This window comes from Actinoplanes sp. NPDC000266 (genome assembly GCF_042899005.1).
GTDB lineage: Bacteria > Actinomycetota > Actinomycetes > Mycobacteriales > Micromonosporaceae > Actinoplanes.
Genome location: NZ_JBIAZI010000013.1, coordinates 253,741 through 269,083 on the forward strand (window position 1 = coordinate 253,741; position 15,343 = coordinate 269,083).

Sequence of the window (15,343 nt, forward strand, 5' to 3'; positions counted from 1 at the left end):
GCGGTACTACGCCCCGCCGGCAAGATCGACCCGCGGTACGACGTTGCGGAGCCCGGCCGGGCCGACGCTGGATACATGATCGAAGCAAGGGAACTCACGAAGACGTACGGCGAGAAAACCGCCGTCGACGGGCTGACCTTCACGGTCCGGCCCGGCGCGGTGACCGGCTTCCTGGGGCCGAATGGCGCCGGCAAGTCGACCACCATGCGCATGATCGTCGGCCTGGACCGGCCGACCTCGGGCACGGTGACGGTCAACGGCCGCCCGTACGCCGATCACCCCGCCCCGCTGCGCGAGATCGGCGCCCTGCTCGAGGCGAAGGCCATCCACCCCGGCCGCTCCGCCTTCGACCACCTGATGGCGCTCGCCCACACGCACGGCATCTCCCGCCACCGGGTGGAGCAGGTGATCGAGATGACCGGCCTGGCCCAGGTGGCCCGCAAGCGGGCCGGCGCCTTCTCGCTCGGCATGGGCCAGCGGCTCGGCATCGCGGCCGCGCTGCTCGGCGACCCGGAGACGCTGATGCTGGACGAGCCGGTCAACGGCCTCGACCCCGACGGCGTGCTGTGGATCCGCAACCTGCTCACCGGCCTGGCCGCCGAGGGCCGCACGGTCTTCCTGTCGTCCCATCTGATGAGCGAGATGGCCCTGGTCGCCGATCACCTGATCGTCGTGGGCCGCGGCCGGATCCTGGCCGACACGACCGTGGAGCAGCTCGTCCGTGACGCCGGGGGCGACACCGTGCTCGTGGCGACCGCCGACCCCGTACGGCTGCGAAGCCTGCTCGCCGGTCCCGGTGTCGAAGTGACCGGCCGGCCCGGCTCGGAACAGCTGATGGTGACCGGGCGCAGCGCCCGCGAGATCGGCTTCACCGCGGCCGAGCACGGCATCCCGCTCTTCGAGCTCACCAAGCACGAGGTCTCCCTGGAGGAAGCTTTCATGAACCTGACCCACGACGCCGTCGAGTACGTGGCGAGGGCGGCATGAGCATCGCCGTGACGCAGCCGCGCGTCGCCCGGTCGGAGCTGGCCAAGTTCGAGTCGCTGCGCTCGAGCTGGATCACGCTCGGCCTGGCCCTGCTGTTCCTGGTCGGCCTCGGCGTCATCGCCGCGTTCCAGTTCCGCTCGGGCATCGACGCCCCCGGTTCGGAGGGTACCACCGGCTACAGCATGGCGCTGTTCGGAGTGACGTTCGCGCTGATCGCGATCGGCGTGCTGGGCGTGCTGACATCCTCGGCCGAGTACACGACGGGCATGATCCGGTCCACGCTCGCGGCGGTGCCCCGGCGGCTTCCGGTCCTTTGGGCCAAGGCTCTGGTGTACGGGGTCATCGCGTTCCTGGTCGGCGTGGTGGGTGCCTTCGCGGCGTTCCTGGCGACCAGCGCCGTCCTGTCCGGCACGAGCGGCGCGGTGAGCCTGTCCGACGACGGCGTGCTGCGAGGCCTGCTCGGCGCGGGCGTCTACCTGGGTCTGGTCGGCGTGATCGGGGTGGCGCTGGGCGCGCTGCTGCGCTCGACCGCGGGCGGCATCTCAACCCTGGTCGGCACGTTCCTGCTCGTTCCGGGCCTGATGTCGCTGCTGCCCGACTCGTGGTCGGACGCCATCACCCCGTACCTGCCGAGCAACGCCGGCGCGTCGATCTACGCCCTGACCCAGACCGACGGCTCGCTGAGCGCCGGCGCCGGCCTGCTGGTCATGCTCGCCTGGACAGCGGCCGCCCTCGCGGGCGCGGCCTACCGCCTGAAGCGCTCCGACGCCTGAGCCCACCGCCCCTTTCCGGCCGATCGCCCGGATGATCTCGGGCGGCGGCGGGGCCGGCCCCTACCGAGGGAAGATGATCACGTGAGGAGCGAGGACGCCGGGGCGACGGCCGGGCTGCTGCGGCTGGGCCAGCGGCTCCGGCGGTTCGACACCCGGCGGCCGTGGGCGCTCGACACGGCCCTGGTGGTGCTGCTCTTCCTGAACTTCTGCCTGCCCGATCTGGGCGGCGTCCGGCACGAGGACGGGCCGGTCGCCTTCTCCGACCTGCCGGCGGGCGAGATGGTCGCGCTGCAACTGGCGCTGCTGGTCCCGCTCTGGTGGCGGCGGCGGGCCCCGATGGCGGTGTTCCACGTGGTCATGCTGGTCTTCATCGCGCAGAGCGCGTCCGGGATCCTGATGCGGGCCGACGCGGCGGTCGGTATCGCCTTCTACAGCCTGATCCGGTACGGGCGGTTCGACCGCCTGATCTGGGCCGCCCCCGTGCTGCTGGCGTCGTTCGTGCCGGTCACGTGGCGCCTGTCCGACCGGATGGGCGTCTCGGACGTGCTGTTCTTCCTTCTCAGCGTCTTCACGGCGGCCGGGGCCCTGGCCATCGCGGTGCGGCTGCGGCACGCCAACGTGGCCGCCCTGCGCGACCGGGCCGAACGCCTGGAGGTCGAGCGCGAGCAGCGGGACCGGCTGGCCACCGCGACCGAGCGGACCAGGGTCGCCCGGGAGATGCACGACATCGTCGGCCACAGTCTGTCGGTCATCGTCTCACTGGCCGACGCCGGCGCGTACGCGGTCGGCACCGCCCCCGAACGCGGCCGCGAGGCGCTCCAGCTGATCGGCGACACCGGCCGCAAGTCGCTGGCCGAGCTGCGCCGCACGGTCGGCGTGCTGCGCGACGACGAGAGCACCCCCGACCTGCGCCCGCAGCCGGGCCTGGCCGACATCGACGACCTCTGCGAGCGGATCCGCGCCGCCGGCCCGCGCATCGAGTACCGGACCGCCGGCGACTTCGCCGACCTGGACCGCGGGGTTCAGGTGACGGCGTACCGAATCGTGCAGGAGGCGTTGACGAATACGCTCAAGTACGCAGGTTCGCACACCGCCGTGAGCGTTTCGGTGACCGCCGGCCACGATCGGCTGCGCCTCGACATCCGCGACAGCGGCCCACCCGAGGGCGCCGCGAACGGCCCGGCGGCCCCGGCGAGCGAGACGCGCGGCCGGGCGGGCATGCGCGAGCAGGGGCAGGGCGTGGGCATGCGCGAGCAGGGGCAGGGCGTGGGCATGCGCGAGCGGGGGCACGGCCTGGTGGGCATGCGGGAGCGGGCGGCGATCTACGGCGGGACGGTGGACGCGGGCCCGATACCCGGCGGCGGCTGGCGCGTGACCGCGGATCTGGACGCCGTACGGCTGGAGGGCCTCACATGACCACCGTGCTGATCGTGGACGACCAGCAGTTGCAGCGGTTCGCCTTCCGGATGTTGCTGGAGAGCAATCCCGACACCGAAGTGGCCGGTGAGGCCGCCAACGGCGCCGACGCCGTACGGCAGGTCTCGGAACTGCGGCCGGACGTGGTGCTCATGGACGTCCGCATGCCGGGGATGGACGGCATCGAGGCCACCCGCCGCATCGTCGCCGCCGGTGGCCGCAGCCGGATCCTCATGCTCACCACGTTCGACCTGGACGAGTACGTGCACGCGGCGCTGCGGGCGGGCGCCAGCGGCTTCCTGCTCAAGGACGCCCACCCCGAGGAGCTGCTGGCCGGCATCCGGGCCGTGGCCGCGGGCGACGCGGTGATCGCCCCGGCGCTGACCCGGCGCCTGCTCGACGAGTTCGCCCAGCACCTGAGCGCTCCGCCGAAACAGGACGGCCGGATGGCCACCCTCACCGACCGCGAGCGCGAGATCCTCGTGGCCATCGGCCAGGGGTGGACCAACGGCGAGATCGCCGGGCGTCTCGTGCTCTCCGAGTCGACCGTGAAGACCCATGTGGGCCGCGTCCTCGCGAAGATCGGCGCCCGCGACCGCATCCAGGCCGTCATCTTCGCGTACGACATGGGTCTGGCCCGACCCGGCACGGGCTGAGCACGTCCTGTGTATGGTCAAAACATAATCATTCGGGCTGATCGGGCGGCTGATCGTGGACCTCGACGTGCGGCCGGCGCCGGTGCAGGGGCTGACCGAGGCGGAGGCCGAGGCGCGCCGCCGCCGGGGCGAGGCGAACACCACCGGCAAGGGCGGCGGCCGTAGTTACGCGACCATCCTGCGTACCAACGTCTTCTCGTTCTTCAACATCATCCTGTTCGTGATCGGCGCCGCGCTGCTGCTGCTCGGGCGCTACAGCGACGCGCTCATCAGCGTCGGGCTCGGCCTCATCAACGCCGTCATCAGCGCGCTCCAGGAGATCCGGGCCAAGCACAAGCTCGACCGTCTCCAGCTGCTCGACCGGGCGATGGTCGTCGTGGTGCGCGACGGCCGGGAGGTCGCGATCGCGCCGGGCGCGGTCGTCCGGGGCGACCTGCTGCGGGTGCGCGCCGGCGACCAGATCGTGGTGGACGGCCCGCTTCAGGACGGCGGCCGCCTCGAGGCCGACGAGTCGCTGCTGACCGGCGAGTCCGACCCGGTGGCCAAGGCGCCCGGCGACGATCTGCGCTCCGGCAGCCTCTGCGTGGCCGGCGAGGGCTTCCAGCACGCCCGCGACGTCGGCCCGCACAGCTACGCCGGACGGCTCACCACCGAGGCCCGGCGGGCCACCACGGACGACACCCCACTGCAACGGCGGATCGAGTTCGTCGTACGCCTCGTCATGGCCCTCGCGCTGCTGATGAGCCTGACCATCCTGGCCCAGGCCGCGCTCGAGGGCTTCAGCCTGCTGCGCGTGGTGCAGATGGGCGCGGTCCTGTCCGGCCTGGTGCCGTACGGCCTGTTCTTCCTCATCGCCGTCGCCTACACCGCCGGGGCGGCCCGGATCGCCGGGCAGGGCGCGCTCGTGCAGCAGGTGAACGCGGTCGAGTCGGTGAGCAATGTGGACGTCGTCTGCACCGACAAGACCGGCACCCTCACCACCGGCAAGCTCACCGTCGACGAGGTGGTGCCGCTCGGCGGATACGACGCCGCCGAGGTGCGCCAGACCCTCGGCTCCCTGGCCCGCACCTGCGAGACGCCCAACCTGACGACCACTGCCCTGGCCGGTTCGCTGCCGGGGGAGCCGTGGACGGTCCGCGACGAGGTGCCGTTCGCGTCGTCGCTGCGCTGGTCGGGCATCGCCACCGACACCGCCACGTGGGTGCTGGGCGCCCCGGACGCGCTCGCCGAGAGCCTGAGCTGGCCGGTGGAGCCGTCGCTGGTCACCGATCGGACCGGCCGCGGCCTGCGGGTGCTGCTGCTCGCCCGCGCGGCCGGGCCCGGTCAGCGCCTGCACGACGAGCAGGGACGGGCCGTCCTGCCGGAGCTTCAGCCGGTCGCCCTGGTCGCGCTGGCCGACGAGCTGAGACCCGAGGTGGCCGAGACCGTCGCCCGGTTCCGCGACGACGGCGTACGGCTGATCGTGCTCTCCGGCGACGATCCCCGCACCGTCGCCGCGCTGGCCGAACGGGCGGGCCTGGAGCCGGGTGAAGCCGTACCCGGAAGCCGTCTCGAAGGTCTCGACGACGCCGCGCTGGACCGCCTCGTGGAGCGGACGACCGTCTTCGGCCGCGTCGCCCCGGAGCAGAAGGAACGCATCGTGGCCGCGCTGCGCCGCCGCCACCACTACGTGGCGATGATCGGCGACGGGGTGAACGACGCCCGCGCCCTCAAGGGCGCCCAGGTCGGCGTGGCCATGCGCAGCGGCAGCGCGGTCACCCGCGACGTGGCCGACATCGTGCTCGTCGACGACTCGTTCGCCGCGCTGCTCCCGGCCCAGCGCGAGGGCCGCCGCATCCTCAACGGGATCGGCATCTCCCTCTATGTCTTCCTGGCCCGGGTGGCCTCGCAGGGCTTGGTCATCCTGGCCGTGACGATGCTGGGCCTGGGTTTCCCGTACTCGCCGGCCCAGGTCGGCCTGACCCTGCTGACGGTCGGCGTGCCCACGTTCTTCATGACGTGGTGGGCCAAGCCGCTGCCCCCGGACAAACATCTGCTGGGCAACATGGCCCGCTTCGTGGTCCCGGCGGCCGTGGTGACAGCCGGCTTCGGCACGGCCATCTACGCGCTGTTCTACCACCTCATCGAGAAGGGCTTCTCCGACGGCCGCACCCCGGCCGAGATCATCGACCAGTGGGAGCGCTACACCGGCCTGACGTACGGCAGCGACACCGACTTCGCCGAGGCGGCCGCCACGATCGGCGCGCAGACCGGACTGTCCACTTTCTTCTGCCTGGCCTCGTTCGTTCTGATCCTGTTCCTGGAGCCGCCGCACCGGTTCTTCGCGGCCTGGACGGCGCCGGTGGCCGACCGCCGCCCGCTCTACCTGGTGATCGGCCTGGTCCTGGTCTTCTTCGCGGTGCTGTTCATCCCGGTCCTGTGGAACTACTTCGGCCTGGCCGGCCCGTCCGAGCCGACCTTCGAGGTGGTCTTCCCGATGCTCGGCCTGTGGTTCGTGACGCTGAGCTGCGCCTACCGCTTCCGCGTCATGGACCGGGTGCTCGGCCTCGACAATCTGCCCTAGCGAGATCAGCCCGGACGGGATGCGACGGCCGCTGCGCCGGGCGGACTGGGACGTTGGCGGGGTGCGTGATGACCTCCGCGACTACGTCGTTGACCGGCTCGGTCATAGCGGGGCGGTGCTGGTCAACGACGACATCTGCTTCGTTGAGAAAGGCGTGAAGCCGGCCGGGGTGCAACGCCAATACACCGGCACCAGCGGCAAACGCGACAACTGCCAGATCGGCATCTTCCTGGCCTATGTCGCCCCGGCCGGGCACGCTCTGATCGACCGGCATTTGTATCTGCCCGAGTCCTGGATCAGTGACCCTGATCGCTGCCGAGCGGCGGGTATCCCGGAAGACACCGAGCTGCAGACCAAACCCCGAGTCGCGATGGACATGCTGCAACGCGCTCTCGACGCGAAGGTGGAAACGCCTGTCGGCCGGCCGGGGACGGCGCCCAAGGGCCCCGCCTCTATGACTGGGCCCGGGTGCCGATCCGGCCGTCCTGGGCACCCGGCCGGCGGTGGGCGGTCGAGGAATGCTTCAAACAAGCCAAACAGGAGACCGGCCTGGACCACTATCAGGTCCGGACCTGGCGAGGCTGGTACGCCCACATCACCCTGTCCATGCTCGCCCTGGCCTGGCTCGCCGCGGTCCGCGCCGCCGAACACCAAAAAGGGGTATCCGAACAGAGAAACAGCAACTCATCGGCATAACCGTGCCCGAAGCACGCCGCCTGATCGCCGCCCTCCTCACCTGGGCTCACCCGGGCAACGAGCACACCATCAGCTGGTCACTGTTCCGCCGCCACCGGCAATGGCATTACTGGACCAGGGCGAGCGCGCCGGCGATCAGGGTGGTGATCATGTGTTCCAGGGTGGGTGTGAAGGGCAGGCGCATCTTCGCCAGCTCGGGGTCGGCGTCGTAGGCGGCGATCATGCCGGGGGAGGGCCGGGAGTGGGTCCAGACGGCGCCGGCCGCCATGATGATCTGAGCGCACAGTTGCCCGGCGGCGGGCCCGAGCTCGGGTAGCCGCTCGCGGACGAGGCCGGTGAGGGCCGCGACGTTGGCGAAGGCGGCTTTTTTGTAGCGGCTGGCTACGTCGGCCGAGACGTTGTGTTCCAGGACGCCGGCCTGGGCGCTGAGCAGATCACACAACTGCGGCCGGTCGGCGAGACTGCGGGCGAGGACGGCGGCGATCTCGGCGCCGCGCTGCTGAGCCGTCCGGTCCGCGTCCATGCCGGCCGGGAGCAGTTCACCGAGGTCGGCGTTCCACTGTTCCCAGGCCCGGTTGAGCAACTCCAGCAGGACGGCCTCGCGGGACTCGAAGTATTTGAGGAAGCCGGATTTGGCGAGCCGGCTGCGGCGGCTGAGCTCGTTGAGGGTGACGGCGCTCGCCGGCATCTCGGTCAGCATCCGCGCCGCGGTGTCCAGGATCGCCTGCCGGCGGATCTCCCGCGCTTCCTCGCTGCGGGCGCGCTGGAACGTCGTCATGTCCCGCATCGTACGGGACCGTCGGTCTCTTGACAGGGGACCGTCGGTCCCTTAGCTTAAGGGACCGACGGTACGCAAAATCCAAGGGGAGAAGAGACAATGTCCAAGGTCTGGTTCGTCACCGGTAGTTCGCGCGGCCTGGGCCGCGCCGTCGTCGAGAACGCGCTGAAGGCCGGCGACCGGGTCGTCGCCACCGCGCGGAAGCCCGAGCAGCTCGACGACCTGGTTCAGCAGTACGGCGACCGGGTGCTGCCGGTGGCGCTGGATGTCACGAACGCGGCCGGCGTGGACGAGGCCGTGCGGGCTGGTCTGGCCGCGTTCGGCCGCTACGACGTGGTGGTCAACAACGCCGGCTACGCCGACCTCGCCGCGGTCGAGGACGTCGCCCTGGAGGACTTCCGGGCGCAGATCGACACCAACTTCTACGGCGTCGTCCACGTCAGCAAGGCCGTCACCCCGATCCTGCGCCGACAGGGGTCCGGGCACCTCTTCCAGGTGTCCTCCCTCGGAGGCCGGATCACCACGGCCGGCCTGACCGCCTATCAGAGCGCGAAGTGGGCCGTCGGCGGCTTCTCCCTCGGCCTGGCCCAGGAGGTCGCGCCGTTCGGGGTGAAGGTCACGGTGCTGGAGCCGGGCGGCATGCGTACCGACTGGGCCGGCTCGTCGATGACCGTGCCGCTGGTCAGCGAGCCCTATCAGGAGACCGTCGGCGTGTTCGCCGACATGATCCGCGACCCGGCCGACCCTGAGGCCGCGGCGGCGAACTCCGCCGATCCGGCCCGGATCGCCGAGATCGTGGCCGCCCTCGCCGGCCGTGCCGACGCCCCGCTTCGGATCCTTCTCGGCCAGGACGCCCTGCAGTACTGGGACGCCGCGTCGAAGGCTCTGGCCGAGTCCGATGCCCAGTGGCGTGAGGTCTCCGCGTCCGCCTGGTCGACGGAGAAGGTCAGTTAGGGCGCGGCCGGGCGTCGTACTCGGCGCGGGCCCGGTTCATCAGCGTCCAGGCGGTCTCGTGCAGGGTCCGGCCTCGGCGTGGGTCATGGTTCCCTCCCTGAGATGCTGTACGCATGACAGCGCTCCGCATCCGCACGGGTGGCACCGAGTCACCGACCGTCCTGTTGCTGCACGGCCTCGGCGCCACCGCCGACGTGTGGACCGGGCTGCCGGACGAACCCGGCGCCCGCGCGTGGATCGCGCCCGACCTGCCCGGCCACGGCGGTTCGGCGGCGCTGCCGGACTACACGTTCGCGGCGGTCGCCGAGGCGGTGGCCGACCTGATCGACTCGCGGGGCACGGTCATCGTCGGGCACAGCTTCGGCGGCGTGGTCGCGCTTCAGCTGGCCGGCCGGCCCGGCGTGCGCGCCGTCATCGGCCTGGGCATCAAGGTGTCATGGTCCGAGGAGGAGCTGGCCAAGGCGGCCGCCCTCGCGCAGCGGCCGGCCCAGGTCTTCCCCACCCGCGCGGAGGCGGAGCGCCGTCACCTCCGGGTCGCCGGCCTCGACGGTCAGGCGCCGGAGGAGGCGGTGGCCGAGGTCGAGGGCGGCTGGCGTACGACCTTCGACCCCCGCGCCTTCGCCGTCGGCGCCCCGCCGATGGAGTCGCTGCTGGCCTCGGCCGGCGTACCCGTGATCCTGGCTCGCGGCGAGAACGACCCCATGGTGTCGGCCGCGCAGATCCGGGCCTTGGGCGCCGAGCCGCACGACCTGCCGGGCCTCGGCCACAATGCTCATGTCGAGGACCCGGCCGTCGTACACACTCTGCTCTCTAGGGTTTGACCCCGATCACGGCCCCGTTGGCGCCGGGCGCGTCGAAGCGGACCGTGCGGACCTCGGTGAAGCCGGCCCCGCCGAGCCACTCCTCGTACTCCACATCGGAGTAATTGCGGCCGCCGACCGTCTCCACCAACATGTTCATGCCCATCAGGGCGGCTGCCGCCGGCCCGGTCCGGTCGGCGTCGAGCAGCAACTCGGACACGATGACGAGCCCGCCCGGCTCCAAGGCGGCGAAGGCCTTGGCGAGCAGTCGCCGGTTGGTCGCCTCGTCCCAGTCGTGCAGGATCATGCTGAGCAGCACGACGTCGTACCCACCGGGCAGTTGACCGTCCTTGAGGAAATCGCCCGGCGCCGTCGCGATCCGCTCGCCGAGACCGGCCGCGGCCGCCTTGGCCGCGGCGATCTCACACACATGGGGCAGATCCAGGACGGTCGCTTGCAGGTCCGGGTGGGTCCGGCACAGTTCGATGGGGTACGCCCCGGAGCCGCCCCCGACGTCGAGCATCCGCCGCCGCCCGGCCAGATCGACGGCCTCGGCCAGCGCCCGCGCGGTGAACAGCGACGTCGAATACATGGCGTCCCAGAACGTCGACAGCATCCGCGGATCGGCGGTGTCGAACATGGACTCCTGGGTCGCCGGGTCCCACGTGAGTGGCCGATCGGTGCGCAGTGCCTCGCCGACCCGGTGCCATGGCAGATAGGTGCGCTGGTCGCAGTAGGTGACCTGACCGCCGAAGTAGTAGGGCTTCCCGCGCACGAGGAACTCCTCGGCCAGTGGTGAGTTGCGATAGCCGTCGCCGTCGCGCTCCAGCAGGCCGAGCGAGGCGCAGGCGGCGAGCAGCAGGTCGGCCGGCCGCTCCGGGAGCCCGATCTGCTCCTTGGTCAGGGTGCGCCCGCCCGCGAGCCGGGTGAAGAGGTCCAGCTCCACCGCGGCCGCGAACGTCTTGAAACTCCAGAACCCGGTGACGAGCTCCATGAGGGGTGTTGGCGTCAACATCCATCGATCATGTCGTCAGTACGAGCTTGCCCGTCACCCGCCCCTGTGCCAGCCGGTGCATCGCCGTGGCCGCCTCGTCGAGCGGGTAGGAACGTTCCAGGGGCGGATCGGTGAGCGTGGCCAGCGCCTCCAGGTCGGCGCGGCGGGTCAGCGCGAGCGGGGCCCGCAGCGTCTGCCTGGTGAAGGGGGAGACGGCCAGGAGCTGGAGGCTGCGCTCCATGCCGCCGAGGAAACGGCCGCCGTCCTCGCCGCCGGCGATGGCCAGGACGCCGCGCGGCTTGAGCAGCTCGCGGAGCTCGCCCAGCGGGCGGTTGCCACCGCACTCGACGATCAGGTCGTAGCGGCCGGACAGCGGTGTGGTCGCGTAGTCGATGACGGTGTCGGCCCCGAATCCCTCGACCGCCTCGATCTTGCCGCTGCTCGTGGCGGCGGTGACCCGGTCGCCGCGCGCCTTGGCCAGCATGACGGTGAAGGCGCCGACCCCGCCGCCGGCGCCCAGGACCAGCACGTCACCGCGGCCCTTGGCCAGCATGAGGCGGGCGGTCGCGCCGGAGGTGGGCATCGAGGCGGCCTGCTCGAAGCTCAGGTGGGCCGGCTTGGCGAAGAGCTTGGCCGCCTTGGCCCGGGCGAACTCGGCCCAGGCGGAGCTGCCCGAGCCGTACACCTCGTCGCCGGGCTTGAACTCGGTGACCTCGGCGCCGACCGCCGCGACCCGGCCGGCCAGATCCATGCCGATCGTGCGGTGGCGCGGCTTGCCGAGGCCGAACCCGAGCCGGGCCACCAGCGGCAGGCCGGTCATGGCGTGCCAGGCGCCGCGGTCGACACCGGCCGCGCGGACCTCGACCAGCACGTCCTTGGGGCCGGGCTCGGGCTTGGCGACCTCGCCGAGGCGGAGCACATCGGCGTTTCCGTACGAGTCCTGGACGATCGCTCTCATGTCTGCTCACCTTCCGGGTACTGGAACACGTCGTCGAGGCCCACGCCGAACACGCGGGCGATCTGGAAGGCCACCTCGAGGGACGGCGAATAGCGCCCCTGCTCGATGGCGATGACGGTCTGCCGGGTGACGCCGATCCGGTCGGCGAGCTGAGCCTGCGTCATCTCGTCGTGCGCGAAACGCAGCGACCGGATCGCATTGGTGATGCGGGTCGGTTTCACCACGGGTGGAACCCGCGGCGATAGGCGAAGATGCGCGCGGTCGAGCCGAGCACGGCCGACAGCACGAACGACAGGTAGATGACGTTGGCGATCCAGAAGTGCCGCACCTCGGCGAAGGCGAGCAGCATGGCGGTCACGGCGCCGGCCACGACCAGGGACTGTCCGATGTGGTCGCCGAAGCGGCCGATCTCGCGGTCGCGCTGATCGGTCTGCCGGTCCTTGCCGAAGAACATCCCGATGACGATGTTGGCGACGATCCCGCCGCCGACGGTCTACAGCGCGGCCGCCACATAGCCGGCCTCGGCGACCAGAAGCACCAGATAGATCCCATAGCCCAGAACGCTCGTCACGGCGAGGCTCCAGGCCCGTTTCTCCTCGAGAGGCATGCTTCGAAATGTAAAAGATCCACGACATCGAGTCAAAGATCTTTGACATGATCCTCAGCGCCGTCTCAGCTTCACTCGTGGAAGGCGACGTCCCGCTTGGCCTCCTCCACCATTCGCCCGAGCTCGTCCACGGTCTCCGACGACGGCCCGAACATGGTGAACCGGCCCGAGATGAAGGCCCGCCACCATTCGTCCCACTCCGGGTGATGACCGATCGTGGACCTGAATCTGGCGTAGCTGTCGAAGGCGATAACCAGGAACGACAGGAACGCGCCCAGTTCGGGATTGCGGTGCAGGCCGTGGCGCCGCATCTCGGTCACGAGCAGATGGACGCCCGCGTCGGTGCGCAGATCGTCGAAGGCCCGCTGGATCTCCGGGACTCCGGCCGCCGACTTCCGGGCGACGAAGGACGACACCGTCCGGCGGTCGCGGTGACGCTGCCAGACCCGGTGGATCCCGGTGGCGACCAATCCGGCCGGCACGACGGCGAGGATGAACAAGGCCCACGGCACCAGGGCGATGAGGGCGAGGAGGCCGGCCATCAGGCCCAGCCATCCCGCCAGCCGGGCCGCCGTCGTCAGCCGGTTCCCAGGCCCGGCATCATGGCGGGCGAGGCGCCGTGCGGCCCGCCTGCGCCGGACGGATCCGAGGGACTCCCTCACCAGGATCGGCACCAGCCGGTACGGCAGCGTGACCCAGCTCCGGCGATGCGCCGGGGTCTTCCACCGCGCCGCCGACAACGCGCCGAACGGCCACAGCCAGAGCCAGAGCGCCGCCAGCGCCGAGGCCACGGCCATCGTGCCGAGCGCCGGGCGGTCGTCGCGGAAAGCGCCGACGGCGGCGTTCAGGGGCACGATCGGTAACGTCAGGGCCAGCGGTGCGACGAAGAGAGCGCCGATCGTGACGGCCGACTTCACGCCGATCTCGCCGATGCCGTACCGGCCGAACCTGTGCACAACGTGCCGTTCCATGCCACTCGTACTGGCCATGAACAGCCGAGCCGCCCAGGTTCCCAGGAACAGCAAGGGCGCCGCCAGCGCCACGAGCAACCACGGCGCGCCGCCGCCCGGCATGAAAGGCGCGATCAGGGCCATGCCCAGTGGTCCGGCCACCAGCGCCGCCACCGGCGCGGCGAGCAGCAGGTCGGCAACCTGCGGCAGCAGGCCGGGGGAGGGCAGCCGTTGCATCTGGATCCGGGTCGAGCGGCGTTCCCGCCACAGGCGCCCGTCCAGGCTGAGATCGATCAGCGTCTGCCGGATCTCGGGCTCGAGGCGCGCGGCCGCCGGCCCCACCCGCCGTACCTGACGGTAGGCCTCGTCCCGCAGCCAGACGCTCTCCTTGGCGAAGGCCCCAGCCAGATATCCGACCGCCTTCTCGGCGCCCGCGGCCGCGCAGAGTTCGACCACCCACTTACGGTCCAGCAGGGTTCCTCGCTCCCAGGCCCGGGCGAGGATCCGGTCCGCCGCTTCGCTCACCGGATGCTGCGCGATCTCCTCCGGCGTGAGCGCGTCGGCCATGAGATCGAGCAGGTAAAGAGTGCCCGGCGGCCACAGTGTGGACTCGTCCGCGGCCAGCAGCCGCTGTTCGAGCGCCGAGAGCAGGCCGGTGGAGAGCTCGGCCCGCTGAGTTTGCAGGATCACCACCGCGGTCTCGCGCCAGCGGCCGTCCGAGAGGAGCTGAGCGGGGGTCACCGCGCCGTCGTCGCGGATCACCGCGCACGTCGCGAAGTACTCCTGAAGTCGGCGGTGGGAGAACGTCACGCGGGTGCGGGCGCCCGTGTACCGGAGGAGATGGCTGTAGAGCAACGCTTCGATCGCGGAGTCGACCTCATCCACGGACGAGCCGGCGCGCTCGGCGAGCCGTCCGGTGATGGCCGCGCGGTCGGCGGTGAGGCCGAGATCGGGCTCGGTGAGCATCACGAAGGCCATCTCCTCGGCGACCCGGCGGGTGAGGTCCACCTCCACGGCGAAGCGGTATTCGATCCGGTCGCGGTCGCGGCTCAGCCGGGTCCGCACGTAGCTCTCCATCACCGCGTGCGTGCTCGACGGCAGCGACCCCGTCGCCCGCACGTACTCGCAGAACAGGCTCAGGAACAGCGGGTTGTCGGTGAGCTGCTGGACCTGGAGCTCCATGCCGTCCAGCCCGTCGAGGACGGTCCGCTCGACAGCGGCGTCCAGGTCGGCGTTGCGGATGAAACGCTCCCGGCGTTCGCGGCTCAGCGGCATCACCCGCAGGAGCGGCTTTCCGCTGCGCGTCGGGCCGCGGAACTCCCGGCTCGCGATCACGGCCCGGCTCTGGCCGAGACCGACGAAACCCGCGATGGCCTCCACGTACGCGTCGATGACCGGGCCCGCCTCGGTCGCGCTCAGGATCGCCGGGATCTCGTCGAACGAGTCGAACAGGAACAGCCAGCGCCCCTGCTCCCGGTCGGTGTCGAAGCGCTCCTCCAGATAGCGGTCGATGTCCCGGCTGCGGCTGGGGTTGAGGTTGTCGCGGACGAAGCGCTCGACATCGGCGGCCGACACCCCCTGCCGTACATCGAAATTCTTGAGATTGAGGTAGAAGGGCAGCACGCTGCTCTCGGCCGGCCGCCGCCGCACCTCGTCGGCCATGGTGGCCGCCAGATGGCGCAGCGCGATGCTCTTCCCGGCGCCGGGTTCACCCTCCAGGACGACCAGGCTGTCCTCCCGCACGCGCAGCGCCTCGGTCAGCGACGGCAGCCGCCGCACGCGGACCGCCGCCCGCCGCCGCAACCACGACCGGGCCGGCGCCTCGACCTCCACCTCGGCCTCGAGCTCGGTGAACTGGCTGTCCCGCCACTCCTCGTTGACGGCCAGGCTGTGCACGTCGTCCCACAGCACCGAGGCCAGCTTGGCCCGCCGGCGCGCCTCACGCGACGGCGGGGGAGCCGTCTCCGGCGCCTGCGGCGGCGCGGTCACCAGCGCGGCGATGACCAGGCCGGCGACGATCAGGGCCAGGATCAGCCAGGGGCGCCAAGGGTCGTCCGTGAAGAACGCCGGCACCTTCTCGGACGCGTAGTTCACCACCAGGCCCTGGACGGTGCCGAGCACCACCACGACCACCGTGACGACCAGCAGGGAACGCCGCACCGCGCACCTCCTCCGGCCGCGACCGTATCAACGGAATTTGATCTCGCTCCC

Annotated in this window: 13 protein-coding genes and 1 pseudogene; 8 read left to right on the top strand and 6 right to left on the bottom strand. The window is 71.3% G+C overall.

The window, feature by feature from the left end:
- The first annotated feature begins 75 nt into the window (after positions 1–75).
- The 6 genes and pseudogenes from ACFY36_RS42310 to ACFY36_RS42335 form a co-directional block, all read left to right on the top strand.
- Complete coding sequence (locus ACFY36_RS42310) at positions 76–987, top strand: ABC transporter ATP-binding protein (protein ID WP_499751568.1); 912 nt, start codon at positions 76–78, stop codon at positions 985–987.
- On the top strand, positions 984–1,760 hold the full coding sequence (locus tag ACFY36_RS42315) for an ABC transporter permease (RefSeq protein WP_499751569.1): 777 nt from the start codon (positions 984–986) through the stop codon (positions 1,758–1,760). The genes ACFY36_RS42310 and ACFY36_RS42315 overlap by 4 nt, the downstream gene beginning before the upstream one ends.
- Positions 1,761–1,841: 81 nt before the next feature.
- Positions 1,842–3,176, top strand: a complete 1,335-nt coding sequence (locus tag ACFY36_RS42320; RefSeq protein ID WP_499751570.1) for a sensor histidine kinase — start codon at positions 1,842–1,844, stop codon at positions 3,174–3,176.
- Complete coding sequence (locus tag ACFY36_RS42325; RefSeq protein ID WP_499751571.1) at positions 3,173–3,832, top strand: response regulator; 660 nt, start codon at positions 3,173–3,175, stop codon at positions 3,830–3,832. Before ACFY36_RS42320 ends, ACFY36_RS42325 begins: the two co-directional genes overlap by 4 nt.
- 55 nt (positions 3,833–3,887) lie before the next feature.
- Positions 3,888–6,395, top strand: coding sequence for an HAD-IC family P-type ATPase (locus ACFY36_RS42330; RefSeq protein WP_499751572.1), 2,508 nt, complete (start codon positions 3,888–3,890; stop codon positions 6,393–6,395).
- A gap of 1 nt (position 6,396) precedes the next feature.
- Positions 6,397–7,091 (top strand): annotated as a pseudogene (locus ACFY36_RS42335) (IS701 family transposase); the annotation flags it as partial.
- A 106-nt stretch (positions 7,092–7,197) separates the two neighbouring features.
- Here the strand turns inward: ACFY36_RS42335 and ACFY36_RS42340 are convergent.
- Positions 7,198–7,869 (bottom strand): TetR/AcrR family transcriptional regulator, encoded by a 672-nt coding sequence (locus ACFY36_RS42340; protein WP_499751573.1) that lies wholly within the window; start codon positions 7,867–7,869, stop codon positions 7,198–7,200.
- 99 nt (positions 7,870–7,968) lie between these two features.
- Here ACFY36_RS42340 and ACFY36_RS42345 point away from each other — a divergent pair, with 99 nt between their 5' ends.
- Together ACFY36_RS42345 and ACFY36_RS42350 are read left to right on the top strand one after the other, a co-directional pair.
- The gene (locus ACFY36_RS42345) at positions 7,969–8,823 is read left to right on the top strand and encodes an SDR family NAD(P)-dependent oxidoreductase (RefSeq protein WP_499751574.1); all 855 of its coding nucleotides are present in this window, start codon (positions 7,969–7,971) and stop codon (positions 8,821–8,823) included.
- Between the two features lie 113 nt (positions 8,824–8,936).
- Positions 8,937–9,644 (top strand): alpha/beta fold hydrolase, encoded by a 708-nt coding sequence (locus ACFY36_RS42350; RefSeq protein ID WP_499751575.1) that lies wholly within the window; start codon positions 8,937–8,939, stop codon positions 9,642–9,644.
- On the opposite strand, the gene ACFY36_RS42355 is transcribed toward ACFY36_RS42350, so the two are convergent.
- The 5 genes from ACFY36_RS42355 to ACFY36_RS42375 all read right to left on the bottom strand — a co-directional run bounded on the left by ACFY36_RS42355 (position 9,634) and on the right by ACFY36_RS42375 (position 15,292).
- Positions 9,634–10,638 carry a methyltransferase gene (locus tag ACFY36_RS42355; RefSeq protein WP_499751576.1) on the bottom strand — a complete coding sequence of 335 codons (1,005 nt, stop codon included), beginning with the start codon at positions 10,636–10,638 and terminating at the stop codon, positions 9,634–9,636. The two genes, ACFY36_RS42350 and ACFY36_RS42355, sit on opposite strands and share 11 nt — an antisense overlap.
- A 7-nt stretch (positions 10,639–10,645) precedes the next feature.
- A complete protein-coding gene (locus ACFY36_RS42360) occupies positions 10,646–11,575 on the bottom strand; it encodes an NAD(P)-dependent alcohol dehydrogenase (protein ID WP_499751577.1) in 930 nt (309 codons plus the stop codon).
- The gene (locus ACFY36_RS42365; RefSeq protein ID WP_499751578.1) at positions 11,572–11,799 is read right to left on the bottom strand and encodes a helix-turn-helix transcriptional regulator; all 228 of its coding nucleotides are present in this window, start codon (positions 11,797–11,799) and stop codon (positions 11,572–11,574) included. The genes ACFY36_RS42360 and ACFY36_RS42365 overlap by 4 nt, the downstream gene beginning before the upstream one ends.
- Entirely contained in the window at positions 11,793–12,029 is a 237-nt protein-coding gene (locus ACFY36_RS42370) for a hypothetical protein (protein WP_499751579.1), read from the bottom strand. Before ACFY36_RS42370 ends, ACFY36_RS42365 begins: the two co-directional genes overlap by 7 nt.
- A gap of 224 nt (positions 12,030–12,253) precedes the next feature.
- The gene (locus tag ACFY36_RS42375; RefSeq protein ID WP_499751580.1) at positions 12,254–15,292 is read right to left on the bottom strand and encodes an NACHT domain-containing protein; all 3,039 of its coding nucleotides are present in this window, start codon (positions 15,290–15,292) and stop codon (positions 12,254–12,256) included.
- Between the last annotated feature and the right edge of the window lie 51 nt (positions 15,293–15,343).

What these genes read in the sequence shown, in the direction of transcription:
- ACFY36_RS42315 (WP_499751569.1), top strand. Translation starts at nt 984, where the DNA reads ATGAGCATCGCCGTGACGCAGCCGCGCGTCGCCCGGTCGGAGCTGGCC.
- ACFY36_RS42355 (WP_499751576.1), bottom strand. Translation starts at nt 10,638, where the DNA reads ATGTTGACGCCAACACCCCTCATGGAGCTCGTCACCGGGTTCTGGAGT.
- ACFY36_RS42325 (WP_499751571.1), top strand. Translation starts at nt 3,173, where the DNA reads ATGACCACCGTGCTGATCGTGGACGACCAGCAGTTGCAGCGGTTCGCC.
- ACFY36_RS42370 (WP_499751579.1), bottom strand. Translation starts at nt 12,029, where the DNA reads ATGTTCTTCGGCAAGGACCGGCAGACCGATCAGCGCGACCGCGAGATC.
- ACFY36_RS42345 (WP_499751574.1), top strand. Translation starts at nt 7,969, where the DNA reads ATGTCCAAGGTCTGGTTCGTCACCGGTAGTTCGCGCGGCCTGGGCCGC.
- ACFY36_RS42310 (WP_499751568.1), top strand. Translation starts at nt 76, where the DNA reads ATGATCGAAGCAAGGGAACTCACGAAGACGTACGGCGAGAAAACCGCC.
- ACFY36_RS42360 (WP_499751577.1), bottom strand. Translation starts at nt 11,575, where the DNA reads ATGAGAGCGATCGTCCAGGACTCGTACGGAAACGCCGATGTGCTCCGC.
- ACFY36_RS42350 (WP_499751575.1), top strand. Translation starts at nt 8,937, where the DNA reads ATGACAGCGCTCCGCATCCGCACGGGTGGCACCGAGTCACCGACCGTC.
- ACFY36_RS42340 (WP_499751573.1), bottom strand. Translation starts at nt 7,869, where the DNA reads ATGACGACGTTCCAGCGCGCCCGCAGCGAGGAAGCGCGGGAGATCCGC.